General features: G+C 63.5%; 18 protein-coding genes and 1 pseudogene. 11 read left to right on the forward strand and 8 right to left on the reverse strand.

Annotated features, from left to right (window positions below):
- The first annotated feature begins 253 nt into the window (after nucleotides 1–253).
- The 11 genes from ACESMT_RS19555 to ACESMT_RS19605 all read left to right on the forward strand — a co-directional run bounded on the left by ACESMT_RS19555 (nucleotide 254) and on the right by ACESMT_RS19605 (nucleotide 11459).
- Nucleotides 254–1036 (forward strand): thiazole synthase, encoded by a 783-nt coding sequence (locus ACESMT_RS19555; RefSeq protein ID WP_372828263.1) that lies wholly within the window; start codon nucleotides 254–256, stop codon nucleotides 1034–1036.
- Complete coding sequence (locus ACESMT_RS19560) at nucleotides 1033–2247, forward strand: thiamine phosphate synthase (RefSeq protein WP_372828264.1); 1215 nt, start codon at nucleotides 1033–1035, stop codon at nucleotides 2245–2247. The genes ACESMT_RS19555 and ACESMT_RS19560 overlap by 4 nt, the downstream gene beginning before the upstream one ends.
- A 23-nt stretch (nucleotides 2248–2270) precedes the next feature.
- A complete protein-coding gene (bioB, locus tag ACESMT_RS19565; protein ID WP_372828281.1) occupies nucleotides 2271–3278 on the forward strand; it encodes a biotin synthase BioB in 1008 nt (335 codons plus the stop codon).
- Nucleotides 3275–4171: a 3-methyl-2-oxobutanoate hydroxymethyltransferase gene (gene panB / locus ACESMT_RS19570; RefSeq protein ID WP_372828265.1), complete on the forward strand. Its 897-nt coding sequence runs from the start codon at nucleotides 3275–3277 to the stop codon at nucleotides 4169–4171. The genes bioB and panB overlap by 4 nt, the downstream gene beginning before the upstream one ends.
- Nucleotides 4172–4415: 244 nt before the next feature.
- Nucleotides 4416–5264, forward strand: a complete 849-nt coding sequence (gene panC, locus ACESMT_RS19575) for a pantoate--beta-alanine ligase (protein WP_372828266.1) — start codon at nucleotides 4416–4418, stop codon at nucleotides 5262–5264.
- A gap of 174 nt (nucleotides 5265–5438) precedes the next feature.
- Nucleotides 5439–5594 (forward strand): hypothetical protein, encoded by a 156-nt coding sequence (locus ACESMT_RS19580; RefSeq protein ID WP_372828268.1) that lies wholly within the window; start codon nucleotides 5439–5441, stop codon nucleotides 5592–5594.
- Nucleotides 5591–8308 (forward strand): hypothetical protein, encoded by a 2718-nt coding sequence (locus ACESMT_RS19585; protein ID WP_372828269.1) that lies wholly within the window; start codon nucleotides 5591–5593, stop codon nucleotides 8306–8308. Before ACESMT_RS19580 ends, ACESMT_RS19585 begins: the two co-directional genes overlap by 4 nt.
- A gap of 34 nt (nucleotides 8309–8342) precedes the next feature.
- On the forward strand, nucleotides 8343–8663 hold the full coding sequence (locus ACESMT_RS19590; RefSeq protein WP_372828270.1) for a transcriptional regulator: 321 nt from the start codon (nucleotides 8343–8345) through the stop codon (nucleotides 8661–8663).
- Nucleotides 8647–8943, forward strand: a complete 297-nt coding sequence (locus tag ACESMT_RS19595; protein ID WP_372828271.1) for a BrnA antitoxin family protein — start codon at nucleotides 8647–8649, stop codon at nucleotides 8941–8943. Before ACESMT_RS19590 ends, ACESMT_RS19595 begins: the two co-directional genes overlap by 17 nt.
- 90 nt (nucleotides 8944–9033) lie before the next feature.
- The gene (locus ACESMT_RS19600) at nucleotides 9034–9369 is read left to right on the forward strand and encodes a hypothetical protein (protein ID WP_372828272.1); all 336 of its coding nucleotides are present in this window, start codon (nucleotides 9034–9036) and stop codon (nucleotides 9367–9369) included.
- On the forward strand, nucleotides 9369–11459 hold the full coding sequence (locus ACESMT_RS19605) for a site-specific DNA-methyltransferase (RefSeq protein WP_372828274.1): 2091 nt from the start codon (nucleotides 9369–9371) through the stop codon (nucleotides 11457–11459). Before ACESMT_RS19600 ends, ACESMT_RS19605 begins: the two co-directional genes overlap by 1 nt.
- 81 nt (nucleotides 11460–11540) lie before the next feature.
- On the opposite strand, the gene ACESMT_RS19610 is transcribed toward ACESMT_RS19605, so the two are convergent.
- From ACESMT_RS19610 to ACESMT_RS19645, 8 genes and pseudogenes are all read right to left on the reverse strand, one after another.
- Complete coding sequence (locus ACESMT_RS19610; RefSeq protein ID WP_372828275.1) at nucleotides 11541–11915, reverse strand: hypothetical protein; 375 nt, start codon at nucleotides 11913–11915, stop codon at nucleotides 11541–11543.
- A complete protein-coding gene (locus ACESMT_RS19615) occupies nucleotides 11908–12351 on the reverse strand; it encodes a phage holin family protein (protein ID WP_372828276.1) in 444 nt (147 codons plus the stop codon). The genes ACESMT_RS19610 and ACESMT_RS19615 overlap by 8 nt, the downstream gene beginning before the upstream one ends.
- 49 nt (nucleotides 12352–12400) lie before the next feature.
- Nucleotides 12401–12703, reverse strand: a complete 303-nt coding sequence (locus ACESMT_RS19620) for a YqjD family protein (protein ID WP_372828277.1) — start codon at nucleotides 12701–12703, stop codon at nucleotides 12401–12403.
- Between the two features lie 288 nt (nucleotides 12704–12991).
- Nucleotides 12992–13765, reverse strand: a complete 774-nt coding sequence (locus ACESMT_RS19625; RefSeq protein ID WP_372828278.1) for a type III pantothenate kinase — start codon at nucleotides 13763–13765, stop codon at nucleotides 12992–12994.
- Between the two features lie 94 nt (nucleotides 13766–13859).
- Entirely contained in the window at nucleotides 13860–15305 is a 1446-nt protein-coding gene (locus ACESMT_RS19630; RefSeq protein WP_372828279.1) for an amidase, read from the reverse strand.
- A 266-nt stretch (nucleotides 15306–15571) separates the two neighbouring features.
- Nucleotides 15572–17071, reverse strand: coding sequence for a M81 family metallopeptidase (locus ACESMT_RS19635; RefSeq protein ID WP_372828282.1), 1500 nt, complete (start codon nucleotides 17069–17071; stop codon nucleotides 15572–15574).
- A gap of 5 nt (nucleotides 17072–17076) precedes the next feature.
- Nucleotides 17077–18696, reverse strand: a complete 1620-nt coding sequence (locus tag ACESMT_RS19640; protein WP_372828280.1) for a dipeptide ABC transporter ATP-binding protein — start codon at nucleotides 18694–18696, stop codon at nucleotides 17077–17079.
- A pseudogene (locus tag ACESMT_RS19645) lies at nucleotides 18693–18827 on the reverse strand (ABC transporter permease); the annotation flags it as partial. The pseudogene ACESMT_RS19645 and the gene ACESMT_RS19640, both read right to left, overlap by 4 nt.

The following is an 18827-nucleotide window of genomic DNA, read 5'->3' on the forward strand; positions in this document are numbered from 1 at the left end:
AGCACTTCGTGTCTTCGCTGCCCCCCGAGGGGGCGCATTTCGCCTTGGGGCGGCCCGGCGGCGAAATATGACCCCCACGCTCAGCACTTCGTGTCTTCGCTGCCCCCCGAGGGGGCGCATTTCGCCTTGGGGCGGCCCGGTGGCGAAATATGACCCCCACGCTCAGCACTTCGTGTCTTCGCTGCCCCCCGAGGGGGCGCATTTCGCCTTGGGGCGGCCCGGCGGCGAAACCCTTTCATCTCTGGAATAAATCATGACTTTTCACATCGCTGGCATCGAACTGGCCAGCCGATTTTTCCTCGGCACGGCCAGCTACCCGTCGCCGCAAGTCCTGCAGCAGGCCATCGCGGCCTCGGGCGCGCAAGTCGTCACCGTCGGGCTCAAGCGCCAGATGGCGGCGGGTGGCGCCAGCACACAAAACGACTTTTACAAAATGATTCGTGACAGCGGCGCCCGCCTGCTGCCCAATACCGCGGGCTGCCGCAGTGCGCGCGAGGCCATCACGCTGTCGAACATGGCGCGTGAGCTGTTCGGCACGAACTGGATCAAGCTCGAAGTGGTGGGCGACGAACACACACTGCAGCCCGACCCGTTTGAACTCGTCGCGGCGGCGACCGAGCTGGTGAGGGACGGCTTCGAGGTCTTCCCCTACTGCACCGACGACCTGGTCAGCTGCCAGCGACTGCTCGACGCCGGTTGCCGCATTTTGATGCCCTGGGGCGCGCCCATCGGATCGGGCCAGGGGCTGATCAACCCCTATGCGCTGCGCACACTGCGCGCGCGCCTGCCCGGTGTGCCGCTGATTGTCGATGCCGGCATTGGATCGCCGGCCGACGCGGTACAGGCCATGGAGCTGGGTTATGACGCCGTACTGCTCAACTCCGCCGTGGCCCATGCGCGCGACCCGGTGCAAATGGCGCACGCCTTCAAACTCGGCATCGAAGCCGGCCGACTGGCCTGGGCGGCCGGCATCATGGCGCAGCAGGACATGGCGGTTGCCTCCACCCCGGTGACTGGCCGGCCCTTCATCCTGTGAGCGCCGCCCACACACCCCAGGTCTGGACCTTTGCCGACAACGCAAAGGAATTGGCGCTGCTGCTGCAAGAGAAGGTGCGCACACCTGCCCCGCGCCCAGCCCTGCTCTGCCTGAGCCGCAGCGAGGCAGCGACCTTGCTGGACCTGCCGCTCCTGGTCAGCCATCAGGCCGTCGAACAGGCAGCCCGTCGCTTGCGCGACCCGGTTTACGACGCGGTCGTGATTGTTGGCGAAGACACCGCCTACGCTGACACCCCGCAAGCCAGCGGCTGGCTGGGCTGGCCCGACAGTTCGCGCTCGCCTGCCGCGCCTGAAGGCACAGGCACGGTGTTCGTCGCCCATGCGGAGCAGGCTCTGGCGCGCGGTTTTGTGACTATGGAAGCCACCGTCCTGGCCTACATGGCGCGAGCCGACGCACTGAGCCAGCACGCGGCCGGCGGCGCATTGCAAGCGCGTCCCGATTTTGCACAGCACATCGCCAACCTGCCCTCTTTCAGCCTGCCGCAGGCGACAAGCGTCAGCGGCTTTGCGGCCCTCAGCGACGCTGACCTGGGGCTGTACGCGGTGGTGGACAGCGCGGCCTGGGTGGAGCGTGTGGTCGCCGCCGGCGTGCGCACCGTGCAACTCCGGATCAAGGATGCTGAAGCACCAGAACACCAAGACTTTGTCAGGCAGCAGGTGCGCCAGAGCATCGCTGCGGCGACCGCGTCCGGCGCTCAGCTGTTCATCAACGACCACTGGCAACTCGCCATCGAAGAAGGCGCTTACGGCGTGCACCTGGGCCAGGAAGACCTGCACATCGCAGACCTGGCAGCCATCCGCCAGGCCGGCCTGCGACTGGGCGTCAGCACCCATGCCTACTGGGAGGTCTGCCGTGCCTGGGCGCTCAAGCCCAGCTACATCGCCTGCGGGCCGATTCACCCCACGCAGGCCAAAGCCATGCCCTGGGTCCCGCAAGGCAACGACAACCTCGCGTACTGGTGCAAGCTGCTGCCAACCCCAGTGGTGGGCATTGCCGGTATGGACGTGGCGCGGACCGAACAGGCCGCGGCTTGCGGTGCCGCCGGTGTAGCCGTTATCAGCGCTATCACCGCAGCCGCTTCGCCGGAGGCAGCCATCGCGCAACTGCAGCAAGCTGTGCAGCGCGGAAAAAACCAGGCTCGGGTCGAGGCGCCCATGCTGCCGAAGCCAACTCTTTTACCCGCTGTTTGAGGATTGAAAAAACCATGTCCCAGCTGTCTCAAAAAGCCGTCACCCTGCACCGCCCGCGTCAGGCCGCGCCCATCAACCCCACCGCTCGTTGGAGCGTCGAGGCCATCGAAGCGCTGTTTGAGCTGCCTTTCCCTGAACTGATGCACCAGGCACAAACCGTGCATCGCGAAAATTTCGACCCGGCTCGGATTGAATTTGCGACGCTGCTGTCGGTCAAAACCGGCGGCTGTCCGGAAGACTGCAACTACTGCCCGCAGGCAGCGCGCTTTGACACCGGTGTCGAAGCCACCAAGCTGATGGAGCCCGAAGAAGTACGGCTGGCCGCGCAGCGCGCCAAGGACGCCGGCGCCACGCGTTTTTGCATGGGTGCCGCCTGGCGCGCGCCCAAAGACCGCGACATCGAAAAAGTTGCCGAGCTGGTGCGCACGGTCAAGGCGCTCGGGATGGAAACCTGCGCCACCCTGGGCATGCTCGGAGACGGCCATGCGCAAACCCTGCAAAGCGCCGGGCTGGACTACTACAACCACAACCTCGACAGTGCGCCGGACTTCTACGGCGACATCATCACCACGCGCGGCTACCAGGACCGGCTCGACACCTTGGCGCGCGTACGCAGCGCGGGCGTCAAGGTCTGCTGCGGCGGCATTGTCGGCATGGGCGAAACGCGGCGCCAGCGCGCTGGCCTGGTGGCCGAGCTGGCCAATCTGACGCCTTATCCAGAGTCGGTACCGATCAACAACCTGGTCAAAGTGGAAGGCACGCCGCTGGCCAACCAGAAGGATTTGGACCCGTTTGAATTTGTGCGCACCATTGCCGTCGCCCGCATCACCATGCCGAAGGCGCGTGTGCGCCTGTCGGCCGGCCGCCAGCAAATGGGCGACGCGGTGCAGGCTCTGGGTTTTCTGGCCGGCGCCAGCTCGATCTTTTATGGCGACAAGCTGCTGACCACCGGCAACCCCGACACGGCCGCCGATGTGGCCCTGCTGGAACGGCTGGGCATGACGCGTTCGGCCCCGGGAGTCCGGCAATGACTGCCCCGTCCGCACCCTCATCCGCGAATGCGAGCGCCAGCCCCTACGGCACCCTGCCGGCCGCGCCGCCAGCGGCCTCGCGCAAACCGATCAGCCTGCCGCGCCTGCGCGAGATGCACGCCCACGGCGAAAAAATCACCATGCTCACCGCTTACGACGCGACCTTTGCGGCTGTGGCCGACGCCGCAGGTGTCGAGTGCATCCTGGTCGGCGACTCGTTGGGCATGGTCTGCCAGGGCTTGTCCAGCACCGTGGGCGTGACCCTGGAGGCCATGCGGCACCACACCGAATGTGTGGCCCGCGGCCTGCGCCGAGCCCAGGCCACCGCCTGGCTGATCGGTGACCTTCCTTTTGGCAGTTACCACGAGTCCAAAGAGCAGGCGCTGCGCAGCGCCGCGGTGCTGATGCAGGCCGGCGCGCACATGGTCAAGCTCGAAGGCGGCGGCTGGACCAGCGAGACCGTGCGTTTTCTGGTCGAACGCGGCATCCCGGTCTGCGCCCACCTGGGCCTGACACCGCAAACCGTGCACGCGCTGGGTGGCTACCGCGTGCAAGGCCGGGGCGAGGAAGCCGCCGCCACCTTGACAAGCCAGGCGCACGCACTGCAGGACGCCGGTGCGTCCATGCTGGTGCTAGAGATGGTCCCGGCTGCGCTGTCGGCCACGCTGACAGCCGAGCTCATGCACTGCCCGACCATAGGCATAGGTGCGGGTGTGGGTACGGCCGGCCAGGTCCTGGTGCTGCACGACATGCTGGGCATGAACCTGGGCCGGATGCCGAAGTTTGTGCGCAACTTCATGAGCGAGGCGAACAGCGTGCAGGGTGCGATGCAAGCCTATGTGCGTGCCGTCAAGGAAGGCCTCTTTCCCGTGGATGCCCTCCACGCGTGGTAGCCGGCTAACGGCAATGCTGTTCAGTTAGGCGATGAAGGCGTACCAACACTGTCATTGCGGACCTGATCCGCAACCCATGCTGCGACGGCAAACAGGCACTGCGCAAAAGGCACGGATGCCCCCGGATCGGAGTCTGGGGCAGGCTCCTCGAGTCCGGTATGACAGCCAAAACGTTAACTGAACAGTATTGCGACAAACAGTGTGCAAGACACCGGTGATCAAAAATTCAACGCTGGAAAGACCCATGAAAATCGTCCACACCATTGCCGAACTGCGTGGAGCCCTCGGCCCCTTCAAGCGCCCCGCCTTCGTGGCCACCATGGGCAACCTGCACAACGGCCATATCGCCCTGGTCAACCAGGCCAAGCCGCTGGGCGACGTGACGGTGGCCAGCATTTTTGTGAACCGCCTGCAGTTTGCGCCGCACGAAGATTTCGACACCTATCCCCGCACCTGGGAGGCCGACTGCGAGAAACTGCAGGCCGCCGGCTGCGATGTGCTGTTTGCGCCGCGGGAAACCGACCTCTACCCCGAGCCGCAGACCTACAAGGTGCATCCGCCGGCCGGACTGGCCGACATCCTCGAAGGGCATTTCCGCCCCGGCTTTTTTGTCGGTGTCAGCACCGTGGTGATGAAGCTGCTTGCGTGCGTGTTCGCCGGCAAGCCCGGTGGCAACGCGCTGTTCGGAAAGAAGGACTATCAGCAGCTGATGATCGTGCGGCGCATGGTGCAGCAGTTCGCCCTGCCGCTGGCGATCGTCCCCGGCGAGACCTTGCGCGCCGCCGACGGCCTGGCGCTGTCCTCGCGCAACGGCTACCTCAATGTCCAGGAGCGCGCTGAAGCCGTGCACCTGTCCATGGCATTGAAGGCGCTGGGCGAAGCCGCGAGGGCGCAGGGTCTGGACGGGCTCGATGCCCTGGAAGCCCAGGCCATGCAGACCTTGAGCGCACGCGGCTGGGCACCCGACTACCTGACCGTACGCCGCCGCGCTGACCTGCTGCCGCCAGACAGCGGTGATGCGGCAACGCCGTTGGTGGTGCTGGGCGCGGCCAGGCTGGGCACCACGCGGCTGATTGATAACCTGGAAATCTGAGCGCATCCGGCTGAGCTCGGTGAGATCTGGGTTACTCCTGATTTGATAGCTGCCTGCGTCCGTCGGATAAGCGCTGGAGACCTTTTTCCTTAAACGAAATGCGTCAATGCCGCTCCAACGCCCCATGCATAGCTTCTTTTTTATCCATGCAAATCATGGAATGAAACTCCATAATTGCAAGAATTTTTTCACGCCGCCTGCGATGACTTGAAGCCAGCACGCAAACTGGTGGTTTATCCCGGCAGCGAATCGTTTCCGCTCGGCGATGATGTACAGGCGGTACCGCTGGAAGCGTTGTGCCAGGAGCTGGCCAAAAAAGGATCTCAATGAGTCATTTATTCCAAGCGTTATCGGAGCGCGTAGACGCCTGGCGGGAAGCGCGCTACGTTTGCCCGGAAGGTCGGGATTTCACCGCCATCCGCGAAATTCTGGATTTCGCGCTGGAAGACTCCGCCACTGGTCAATTGCGCTATCTGCGGCGTGCGCAGTTCCGGGCACTGGAGACCTACTGGTATCTGCGACTGGTGCTGAACACCCCGCGCATCCCCGACCTGTATGCCGAGCTGTTTCCCAAAGCCAAAGACCGGCGCGAGGCCATGGGCCTGACTTCGAGCGAAATCGTGGGCTTGATCGCCGACGACGGCTTTGATGCTGTCATCACCCGCCTGCAGACCGACAACGCCTTTGTGCGCAAGCACGGCCTTGAGTCTCTGCGCGAAACTTTTGCGCTTGACTACCCCAGCTACATCCTGGCGCTGGCCATGGGCGCGGGAAAAACCATCCTGATGGGCGCCATCGTCGCCACTGAATTCGCCATGGCGCTCGAATACCCCGATGGCCCCTTCGTGCAAAACGCGCTGATTTTTGCGCCCGGAAAAACCATCCTCAGTGCGCTGCGCGAACTGGCCGACATACCGTTTGAGCGCCTGTTGCCGGCCCGTCTGCACAAACCATTCGCCGCCAGCCTCAAGCTCACCTTCACACGCGACGGCGACAAGCAAATCCCCATCACCTTGGGCAGCAGCTTCAACGTCATCGTCACCAACACCGAAAAAATCCGCATCCAGAAGCCCGCCGTGCGCAACGCCGGGCAAAGCCGCCTGTTTGCGGGCACCAAAGACGAAGAAGCAACCGCGCTGGCCAACCTGCGCCTGCAGGCCATAGCCTCGCTACCGCACCTTGCCGTGTTCTCCGATGAGGCACACCACACCTATGGCCAGAAATTGCTGGGCAAGTGGGAAAAAGACAAAGAAACCGGCGAGCCCGTGTTCAAGGACGACGGCATCAAGAAAGTGCGCCGCACCATTGACTACCTGGCGCAGGAAACCAACCTCATCGTCACCATCAATGCCACCGGCACGCCCTACTTCGAGCGCCAGCCTCTGCGCGACGTGGTGGTCTGGTACGGCCTGGGCGAAGGCATTCGCGACGGCGTACTGAAGGAGCTGGCCAGCGGTATCAAAGTGCTGGAACTGGGCGATGGGGAAGCCGCTCAGATGGTGCAAAGCGTCATGAACGACTTTGTGCAGAACTACTGGCGCGTGGCGCTACCCAACGGCGCCCCGGCCCGTCTGGCGCTGTACTTTCCCAACATCGAAACCCGTGACGAACTACGCCCCGCCATCGAATCTGCTCTCCTCGTCCATGGCATAGGCCCGGACACCCTGCTGGCCGTGGACAACAAGTCCAGCGACGCCACACGCCGCGCCTTTGAGTCCGTCGCACGCGACCCTGCGGCACCGCACCGCGTTCTGCTGCTCGTCAACATGGGCACCGAGGGCTGGAACTGCCCCAGCCTTTTTGCGTGTGCATTGGTGCGCAAGCTTAGCCAGAGCAACAACTTTGTGCTGCAGGCCGCCACCCGCTGCCTGCGCCAGGTTCCCGGAAACGCCATGCCCGCCCGCGTTTACCTGACCGCCAGCAACAAGAAAACACTGGAAGACCAGTTGGTTGAAACCTATGGCACCAGCCTCACGGCACTGGACACCCAGCACGCTGAGCGACTAGAAAAAACCATTGTTCTGCACAAGCCGCACTTGCCCCCTCTGCTGATCAAGAGGCGCGTACTGCGCATTCAGCGCAAAGCCGAGGTTGGCCACACCCCGGCGCTGACCTTTGCCATGCCTGAAGGGTCCGCACCGGCAGGCCCCGTAGTGCAGACCTGGAGCCCTGTGTTCACTGCCAGCGGCGAGGCCCGCCTTCAGCGACTGGACGCTGCAGATATTCTGCTGGAGCCCTTTACCCCCACGCTCGACACCTACACAGCAGCGGCCCGACTGGCAGCCAGCCACCATTTGCCCACGCCCGAGCTGTTGGCCGCGCTGCGCGCCGCTTACGGCGCGGAAGACGTGCCCGAACACCATCTTGAGGCGCTGGCCCGGCAGATTGAAACCCAGCGCGCCCAGTACGAAGAAACCTGGGACGAAATCGAGGTGGCCGTTGCCTTGGTCAAGGCCGAGGGCTTTGACCGCACCGAGGTGGACGGCCAAGCTGTCTATACCGCCCGCATCAGCTTTGCCAAAGAGCGTGAGCTGCTCTACAAAACGGCACAGGACACTGCCCATGCCGCACTGGCGCTGCAAAACAGTTTTCATTACGAGGGCTACAACTTCGACTCCAGCCCTGAGGCTGAATTTCTGGACTGGACGCTGGGCCTGCTGCAAACGCAGCCGCACCAGATTGAAGGCCTGTGGTTCACCGGCGGCCTGACCGATGCCGGCAAGACCGACCTGCGCGCCGAATACCTTGGCATGGATGGCCGCTGGCACACCTACACCCCCGACTTTGTATTGCGCCGCGCCGACGGCAAACATCTGGTGGTGGAGGTCAAAAGCGACAAGCTCAGCCCCGACATCACCGCCGACCTGGCACGCCACGCCAAAGGCGATGCACCGCAAACGCAGGAAGGCCGCAAGGCCGTGGCCCTCAAACGCTGGGAACAACTCAACCCCGATCGCCTGAGCTACCACGTCATGTTCGCCGACACCACCCTGCACGATGCGGGTAAAAAGACGGTGCGCGATTTCATTTGTAGTAACAAATAATATTTCAATTATTTGTTTGTTGTTACAATTAATTATGTACACCGTCGTCGAAACACCTTTGTTCTTGCAGTACGCTGCGCAGGTCTGGAGCGATGGCGAGCGTGAGGCGTTTGTGGACTGGATTGCCGACAACCCAGAGGCTGGCGACGTTATGCCGGGCACAGGTGGTCTGCGCAAGGTTCGATGGGGGCGTGCTGGCATGGGTAAGCGCGGCGGCGTGCGGGTGATTTACTTCACTCGCTTGCCCCAGGGGGTTGTAGCCCTCGTGGTGGTGTATGCCAAGGCCAAGCTGGACAACATGCCCGCCCATATCTTGAAACAGTGGAAGGAAGCAATTGATGAGCAACTCAACTAAAACCGTTATGGACGCAGAGATGACCCAATTCGCGTCCGATGTGCTGGAATCTATCCGTCAGGCCAAGCGCGGCGAGTTTGGCGCCGTGCACACGCCAGAGCAAATCAAGGCCCGTCGCGCAGGGCGCCCCGTGGGCACGGTCAAAGCGGCTCCCAAGGTGTCCACCACCATACGCTTGTCGCCCGAAGTGGTGCAAGCCTTCCGGGCAGCAGGTGGCGGCTGGCAGACGCGTATTGACGCCGCACTGAAAGACTGGCTGCGTACGAATTCTCCGGTATAAGGTGCGCGACTACCTCATGTTTGCCGATACCGCGCAGCAAGACGCGGGCAAAGCGTGCGTGCGTGATTTCATTTTGAAGCCCTTTTTTCATTGAACCGAAACGGATCGACAACCATGGTGATTGACCGCATTCAGGACGACGACGACAAGGAACAGCAGCTGGCTCTACTGAAAATTCTGGCACTGGAAAAAAATGACGCTCTTGCGGGTAAAGGCTTGAGCGCAGAGGATTTCCTGAAAGAGCTGGATGCCATGGATGCCCCCTACAAAGTCACGCAGGAAGACGCTGAGGCCATGCAAGCAGCCATTCCACCCAATACCCCAGCCAGTGCCGCCGCCGTGTTTGACCTGCTGGCCACCCTGCCCGCTGACTTCATGGCTGAGGGCCGCGACGACAGACCACCCCAAACACGCGAGTCCTTTTGATGAACATGCCACTGATGACAGCCACCAGCCCAACCACCCAGCCCGCCAAAAAACCCACCGAGGTCACCATCACCCGCGCCAAGGGCCGCCCCATGCTGAGCTGGGTGGGCAAGAAGCCGCTCGGCCGCGTCACCGCCTTTCCGGCGCAGGCGGTCGAGCGCTTCAGCGCCGCCGACGCCGCACAGGGCCAGCCTCTGGGCGAAGCCAACTGGTCCAGGTGGCCGCAAGAGCTGCAAGAACAAGGGCTCAAAGGCGGCCTGCTCTACCACGGCGACAACAAGGAAGTGCTGGCCCACCTGCTGGCCAATGGCTTCAGGGGCCAGGTCAAGCTGATCTACATTGACCCGCCCTTTGACAGCGGCGCCGATTACGTGCGCCAGGTGCAGCTGCGCGGCCCCAAGGGCACCATCAAGATCGACGGAGAAGACTACGCGCTGGGCGAGCAGGTGCAGTACACCGACATCTGGAGCAACGACAACTATTTGCAGTTCATGTACGAGCGGCTGTTGATGCTCAAGATGCTTCTTTCCGAGAACGGTGCGATCTATTTGCATTGCGATCCATCAAGGAACAGCTACCTTCGACTTCTGATGGACGAGGTGTTTGGTCCCGACAATTTTGTCAATGAAATTGTCTGGCAACGTGTCAGTGCTCACAGCGACGCGGGGAGATTTGGCGTCATCCACGACACGATTTATTACTACGGCCCGTCTGGTCGCACCTGGAACCCCCAGCGAACGGAGCTCAATCAGAAATACGTCGAGCAGTTCTTCGATCAAGTCGAAGAATCCAGCGGACGCAAATATTCACGTAGCGACCTAATGGCATCCGGCCTGCGCAATGGAGAAACGGGTAAATCTTGGCGCGGAATAAATCCTGGCGAACGGGGAAACCATTGGAAGGTCACGGTTTCCACTTTGGAGCAATGGGATTCCGAGGGCCGAATTCATTGGCCGAAGACTGCAGGTGTGCCCCGTCTGAAGCGCTATCTCGATGAGGCGGTGGCCCAAGGTGGCACCGCGCAAGACATTTGGACCGACCTCCGCCCCATACACAATCAATCGCAAGAATTGTTGGGATATCCGACTCAAAAGCCAGAAAACCTGATTGAACGCGTTATTGCAGCCTCCACCAACCCCGGCGACATCGTGCTCGACTGCTTCATCGGCTCTGGCACCACCGCCGCCGTTGCCCAGAAACTCGGCCGCCGCTGGATTGGCTGCGACATCAACAAGGGGGCGATTCAGACCACCGCCAAGCGCTTGCAGGGCGTGATGCGCGAGCAAGCCGCAGCGCGAGCGAGCATCCGCCAACGCGAACTGCTGCCCTCACCCCCAACCCCTCTCCCGCAAGCGGGCGAGGGGAGCCTGCCGCCGTGCCAACTGGGCTTCAGCACCTGGCGCGTGAACGACTACGACCTGCAGATTCAGCACAACGAGGCCGTCGAGCTGGCCTGCGAGCACTTGGGGCTAACCCGCACCCGCACCGACCCGTTTTTTGACGGCACGCGCGGGCAGATGCTGGCCAAGATCATTCCGCTGAACCACCCGCTGACGCCGCTGGACCTGGAGGCGTTGCGCGACGAACTCAAAACCCGCCCCGAAGAAGAGCGCGACCTGCTGGTGGTGAGCCTGGGCCAAGAGCACAAGGCGCGTGACTGGGTGGAGCACTACAACCACAACCGGCCCATCAACAAAATCCACCTGATCGAGCTGCGCACCGACCGCAAGGCGGGCGGCTTCATCAAGCACGAGCCGATGTCGGTGCAGGCGAGCATCAAGCGTGAGGGCGACAAACTGCTGGTGCAGATTGATGACGTGGTATCACCCAGCATCATCCAGCGGCTCGACTTCCAAGAAGGCATCTTCCGCACCCACATCCCGGACTGGCGCGCCGCGGTGGATTGCGTGCTGATTGACGCCAACCACGACGGCGAGGTGTTCAATGTGACGCTGGCCGACGTGCCCGAGCGCAAGCAAGACCTGGTGGCCGGCCGCTACGAACTGCCCGCCCCACCCGCTGGCGCCACGGTGGCGGTGAAGGTCATTGACATGCTGGGCGAGGAGCAGGTGCTGCGCTTGGTGGTTTGATACGCCGCGCGGTGCATCGCTATTATCCGACCTTATCAATAAGGCATGAGTGGCCTGTACATCAGGCGCAACCGAGTGTTGCTACCGCATCCCCATCGAATCTGGCGCGTCGGCGCCTGCAGGCCTGTCTGTGCGCTGAGCGGCCATCCATTGGTAGCCCTTCCACGCCAGCAGGGCCGAACCCGCACCGAGCAAGGCGTAACGCAGCAGGGGCCGGCGCGCGCCGGCCAGCACCAGCGACCACACCGGGGCGAGCAGCGGTGCGCGTTTGAGAAGACCCAGCGCCAGCGGCAAACCCTTGCTGAGGGCCAGTCCGGGGATACCACTTTTGAGCAGCGTCACCGACTGCCGCGCCGCACCGAGGGCCTGGACCAGTTCCGCACGCTCTGTCGCCGAACGCGTCAACAGCAACTGTTTTCTCAGGGCCCGCTGGCTCTGGCTGGTGGCGTTACCCATGGGGGTCCCCGTCGCGCGGCATGGCGCTGGCAGAGGCGGCTTGCAAGGCATCGCGGTCCTGCGCCATTTCGGCAAAGGTGGCCTGCAGGAAAGGCGGCCGTGTCGCCATCGCGCGCTGCACGCGCCACCAGAACCAGCCGGCCAGACCCAGGTACACCGCCGCGAAAAGCGCCAGCGCTGCGACCCGCTGCGCAGGATCCACGGCCAGCACCACCATCAAGGTGAACATCAGGACGCCGACCAGACCGAACACGAGCAGACCCAGAAGGCTCAGTAGCAGGCCGATCAGCCGCTGCAACTCTTCTTCGAGCTCGACGCCTGCCAGCGCCACGCGCGTGTGTGCCATGGAAAGCGCCGTCAGGCCCAGCTGGCGCAGCGATGCGAACAGGCGCGGCGGCTCGCCGCCGCCCGGGCGGTCGTGAGAAGGTGTGCTCATGGCAACAACAGGCTCACCGGCACGCCGGTGCATCCCGTCAGAGCAATCATTATTTGCGGTTGACCAGCAGGCCGATCAGGAAACCGGCCGCTGCAGCGACGCCGACCGCCTTCCACGGATGGGCATGGACATACTCGTCCGTGACCTTGGCCGCTTCCTTGCCTTTGAGCAGCGCCGTTTCCTGCAGGCCGGTCAGTTTTTCGGTGGCGAGCTTGAGCTTGCCCGCAGCTTTTTCACGCAGCGCGGCCGCCGTCTCGCCGGTGGCGGCAGTAGCGGCCTTGAGCAGGTCCTCCACGTCGGTCAGGACCACTTTCATGTCGGTGATAAGTTTGTCTTTGCTGGTGTTGTCCATCGCATGCTCTCAAGTGGGGGTGGTAAAAATGGGGCATGTGCCCGTCCCAAAGGCAGTTTAGTCCAATAAGAAAACCGCAGGACGCAGGTGGGTTGAAACCTGAACCTGCCTTGATTTACCGCAATAATGCGGGTTGAACCCTCCGCGACAGGAAGCACCCTGCAGAGCACCGCGCCGGTGCGGTGCGCTCCTACCGCGGGGACGAAAGCGAAGGGTGGTATTTGCTGTCGCGCAACGGCGAACGAATCGAAAAATTCCAGTAACGGACTTCAACCCGAAAAGTCAGTCTCAGGCCTCGACCGGAAACCGCCTCGAAGCGATCTCCAGCAACCCGTCAAAAATAAGCCCCTCCACCAGCTCGAAGTTGACCGACATGCTCGGACCCATCTTCCAGCCAGCGCCGCCGGTCATGATGCATTCAGGCGCCTCGCCACAGTACCGCGTGACGTTTTCCACCATGCGTTGCACGGCGCCGGCAATCGCGAAGGTGCCGCCGCTGGTCAGTGCGTCGCTGGTGTTGGTGGGAAAGTCCTTCACGTCGCCGGTCGGCACATGCAGGCCGGCCGTGCCGGACTCCAGCGCGCGCAGCATGATGCCGTGGCCCGGCAGGATGATGCCGCCCAAGAACTTTCCAGACGCATCAATCGCCTCCACCGTCACCGCCGTGCCAACCATCACCACCACGCAGGGCTTTTGGATGCCCCGGCCAAGCAGCCGGTGCCGGGCACCGATCATCGCTACCCAGCGGTCAGCGCCCAGACGCGCCGGATGGTCATACCCATTGCTTACACCCGCCTCCAGGGCACTGGGGATGACCCAGCGCGGCGCGACATCCCAGAGTTCCATTTGCTCGATCACACGGCGCTTGACGGCGTCACCGGCCACGATGCAGCCGAGGATGCGCGAAGGCACTGGGAGCTCGTTCCACTCCTCGTCGGCCAGTTTGTCGATGTTTTCAAGAAACACCGCCCCATGAGCCAGCACCCGTGCTCCTGCGACTGGGGCTTCGTACTGGGCCCACTTCAGGCGGGTGTTGCCTACGTCAAGTGCTAGAAAAGTCATGTGACAGGATTATGAACAGGTTCGCGGGCTGGCTTGGGTGGGGCTGCCTAAAAGTAAAAGCCGCCTGAAGACGCCAACACGCGCCCGCCGACACTCATCGGTCCATCGCCACCGGCCGTGAGAAATCCACGGCGCCGCCCCGGACGGACTCATAGGCGCGCGAGGTCCGGAGCACCAGCGCGTCGCCAAACATGGGGCCGACAAACTGCACACCGATCGGCAAGCCGGCACTGGTCAGGCCACAAGGCACGGTGCTGGCGGGCTGCTGGGTCAGGTTGAAAGGGTAGGAAAAAGGCGTCCAGCCCAGCATGGCCACCGGGTCCATGGGGCTGTGCCCGGCCGGTCGTGCTTCAAAAGCCGGGACCGCCACGCTGGGTGTCACCAACAGGTCAAAACGCTGCATGAACTGCCGCATCTGGGAGCCCAACGCGCCGCGCTGCAAATGCAGGCGCTGGATGTCCAGCACGCTGAGCTTGGCGCCCAGCAGCGCTTGGGCCTGGAAGTCCGGGTCCGTCAGTGCCTGCTGCGCCGCAGTCAGGCCGTTCCATACCGTCCAGGCGCCAGCAAACCAAAGCCCGGTGGTGATCTCCAGCGGGTCCTCAAAGCCGGGATCGATCTGCTCGACATGTGCGCCCAGTTCTGACAGATGAGCAACGGCCCCTGCCACCGAACGTGCTACCTCGGGATGCACATTTTTGGCATACCCCAGGGTGGGCGACCAGGCAATGTGCAGGCCGCGAATGCCGCCCTCCAGCGCCTGACGGTAGTCGCTGTCATCAGCGGGCAGGGAGGTCCAGTCGCGGGCGTCCGGCTTTTTCAGCACGTTCATGATCAGCGCAGCATCGGCCACGCTGCGGCTGTGCGGCCCCAGGTGCGCCACCGAACCGAAGGGCGACAGCGGGTAGGCGGGCACCCGGCCGAAGCTGGGTTTGAGACCAAAGTTGCCGCAGAACGCAGCCGGGATGCGTACCGACCCCGCACCATCGGTTCCGATGGCCAGCGGTCCCATGCCCGATGCCACAGCCGCAGCGGCGCCACCGGACGAGCCGCCTGGGGTTTTGCTAAGGTCCCAGGGGTTGCGCGTGATGCCAGTACGCGGTGAGTTGGTCTCGCCCTTGCAGCCGAACTCCGGCGTGTTTGTTTTACCCAGGATCACCGCGCCGGCTTCGCGCAGCCTGGCCGTGGCCGGTGCGTCCACGTCCCAGGCCTGGCCGGCATCCACCGCATGGCTGCCGCGCAGGGTGGGCATACCGCGGGTGAGGATCAGATCCTTGATCGATACCGGCACACCTTCGAGATCGCCACAGGGCGCACCCCCCTGGCGAAAACGCTGCCAGCGCGCTTCGCTGTCCCTGGCGGACTGCAGGGCCGACTCGTGCGCCACCATGCAAAAAGCGTTGAGCCGGGGGTTGAGCGTGTCGATGCGGGCCAGCACGGCTGCGGTGGCTTCGACCGGTGACGCCTGGCCTGTTTGGTACAGCTGCAGCAGTTCGGTGGCCGTGCAGTCGGCGAGATCAGGCGGAGTTAGGGAAAATGTCATCAGTGGCTCCAAAACAGGGTTGGTCTGTGGGGAACAGTCGGGCTGGCGATGGCCAACACGCATTCAGCCTTGCCCCCGTTTGTCATCCCGGACGCGATCCGGGATCCATGCCGCATTGACCAGCGGCCGGAGCTCGCGCGGCATGGATTGCGGGTTGAGCCCGCAATGACAACTGCGCCTGTCAACACCACGAAAAACGTACCGATGGCACAAGAATGAGTAGCATGCAACGCGAAAACATCCATAGAAGACCGCAACAAAAACTCTCAAGGCCTGCGCCGGATCGATGCAGGCAGATTTTTCCATGGCAGGTCGGCCGGGTCGGCCGCCATCGGCCCTGCTGCCTTGGCAATGATGATGTCGGTCTGCGCATTGCCCACCAAGGGCGTGAAATCGGCGCGAAAATGATTAGAGCTTTTGACCACGATGATTTTCATGGCCTCGGGCGTGATGCCGACCATGCGAAACAGTTCGCGGTCCAGCATCTGCTTTTTGCCGCTGGCCACGGCCACCAGCACACCGTCCATCTCCAGGCATGCGCAGGCGCCGAGGTGCACGGTGAGCCCGGTCATCATCGGCCCCTTGAGCGTGACCTTGCCGTCATGCACGGCGCGCACCGTGAACTGGCCGCGCACCGGCGGGTCGCTCAGTTGCCCGGTAAAGGTCGGCACGGCGGTGCCCAGCGCTGTGGAGATCGTCGCACCCACGCCGGCAGCCACTGCCATGGCCGCGGCTGCCGGATCGAAGATCAGCCCAAGGGCAACCTGGCCGGGGAAACGTTTTCCGGCGCCCTGCTGCAGCAAGGCATGCAAGAGCCCGGTCGTGTTGCTGTCGCCGCCGGCGCCCGGGTTGTCCTGGGTGTCGGCAATCACCAGGGGTTTGCCGGCGCTTGCGGCCAGCGCCAAGGCGTGGCTGACGGCATCGGGCGCATCGCGGGTGGCCAGCCGCCATTGCGTCGGCTCGGACACGCGTGCTCCCAGCGCCTGCACCGCTCGTGTCGAATAATCGCCATAGGCCCAGACCATGGGAGCGCACTCGGCAAAATCAGCCGCCGGAAAAGCCATGCAAAAACTCAGGACCGTGCCGAAGTCACGGTCCAGTTCAAGCAGCTGTTCATAGACGCTTCTGGCCGGCTCCATCCAGGTGCTTTGCGCGTTCAGCGGAATCAGGAAGGGCAGGCGCAGGAAGTGCAAGGGCTCGCGCCGCCCGAGTGCAAGCCTGCGCGCCAGCAGCTGCGCCGCCAGCTCGCCGGTCGCGGCCATATCGACATGCGGGTAGCTTCGGTAGGCCACCAGCGCGTCTGCCTCCTGCAGCATGCGGTGCGTGACATTGGCATGAAGGTCCAGGCTGGCCACCACAGGCATGCCAGGACCAACAACGCGGCGTATGCGCGCAAGCAGCTCGCCTTCGGTGTCGTCCACGTGTTCAGCCACAGCCGCGCCGTGCAGGTCCAGGTACACCGCGTCAAAACCGCCTTTTTGCACGTCGGCCAGGATGGAGGCGCTGATGCGTTCGAACGCGTCTTCGGTCACGTACGAGGAGGGAATCGCTCCGCACCAGCTACTGGGAACAAGCTGCCAGCCGCGCGTGCGCGCCACGTCGATGAAGCCGCCGACAGGAATGTTGACGCCCGTGAGCTTGTCCAGCATGGCCTGGCCATGGATGAAGGCGGGGAAGGAGTCTCCGCGGTTGAACGCGGCCCAATCCGCCTTGCTGGGCGCAAACGTGTTGGTTTCGTGCTGGTAACCAGCGACCAGGACTTTCAGGCTTTTCAAGAGACAGCTCCTGGGGCGGCCGACAACAGACGGCGCGTGTAGTCGTGTTGCGGACGGGCATACAAGGTGGCGGTCGGCCCTTCTTCGACAATTTTCCCCTGATGCATCACGACCACCCGGTCGCACAACTGGGCCGCCACGCGCAGGTCATGCGTGATAAACAGCAGGCCCAGGCCGAACTCGGCCTGGATCTCACGCAGCAGCGCCAGGATTTGCGCCTGCACGCTCACATCGAGTGCGCTGACGGCTTCGTCGGCCACCAGCACCTGCGGTTTGCAGGCCAGCGCGCGCGCAATCGCCAGACGCTGGCGCTGGCCACCGCTGAACTGGCTGGGGTAACGCTGCAGGCTGTCAACGGGCAACCGAACCTGTTCCATCAACTGCGCCGCAGCCTTTGTCGCCTCTGCACGGGTAGCTCCGAAATTAATAGCACCCTCCATGATGCTGTCACCCACCGTGCGGCGCGGGTTGAGCGAGCGATTGGGGTCCTGAAAGACGATCTGCACCCGGCTGCGCAGGGGACGCAAGGCGCTTTCGGTCAATTGACAGACCTTGGCATCGCCCCAGAACACGCGGCCCAGCGTGGGATCGATCAAACGCACCAGACAGCGCGCCAGCGTGGATTTTCCGGAGCCGGACTCCCCGACGATACCTACGGTTTCTCCGGCGGTCACGGCCACCGATGCCGACTGCAGCGCATGCGTCAGGCGCTGGCGGCCCAGCCAGTCACGGGCGCTGTAGGTCTTGCTGACGTCCAGCCCACGCAGCAGCGGCTCCCCTTGTGGCGCTGGCCGCGCCGGCGGGGGCGTCAGGCTGGGCACCGCCGCCAGCAGCATTTTTGTGTAGTCAGCCTGCGGGCTGTGCAGCACCGCGTCGCAGGTTCCGTACTCCACGGCCTTGCCCTGGTGCATGACCAGCACCTCGTCGGCGATTTCTGCCACCACCCCCATGTCGTGTGTGATGAACAGGACCGCGCAACGGTGGCCACCCGACAGGTCTGCCTGCAGTTCTTCGATCAGCCTGAGAATTTCCTTCTGCGTGGTGACATCCAGCGCCGTGGTCGGTTCGTCGCAGATCAGCAAGGCCGGCTGCAGGATGACAGCCATCGCAATAACGATGCGCTGGCGCTGGCCGCCTGACAGCTGGTGCGGATAACTGCGCAGCATGCGCTCGGGTTCGGGCAGCTTGACACGCTGCACGATCTTGAGCACCGCCTCGCTGCGGCGTTTTGCACCCCAGTCGGTGTGCTGCCTGAGCAACTCGTCAATCTGGTCGCCACAGGTCATCACCGGGTTGAGCGCTGTCATCGGCTCCTGGAACACCATGCCCATGGCCTGGCCGCGCAGCGCGCGAAGGCGCTGGGCCGATGCCGCCAGCAGCGATTCGCCCTGCAAGACAATACTGCCGGGGCCGGACCGCAACTCACGCGCGAGCAGCCCCATCACCGCGGTGGCCATGACCGACTTGCCCGAGCCCGACTCACCCACCACGCACAGTGTTTTGCCGGCATGAATACGCAGGCTGATATCTTCGACCGCATAAGCCCGGTCACTGCCGGGTGGCAGCGCCACATGCAGCCGGTCGACCAGCAGGACAAGATCAGCTTCAGGGCTCATCGGCTGCGTTTCGCAAACTTCGGATCAAGCACGTCGCGCAGCCCGTCACCCAGCAGATTGATGGCCAGCACCGTGGGCACCAGGAACAGCGCCGGAAACAGAACATTGCCCGGGTACTGGGTGAACTGCAC

The organism is Polaromonas sp. (assembly GCF_041689105.1).
Lineage (GTDB): Bacteria > Pseudomonadota > Gammaproteobacteria > Burkholderiales > Burkholderiaceae_C > Polaromonas.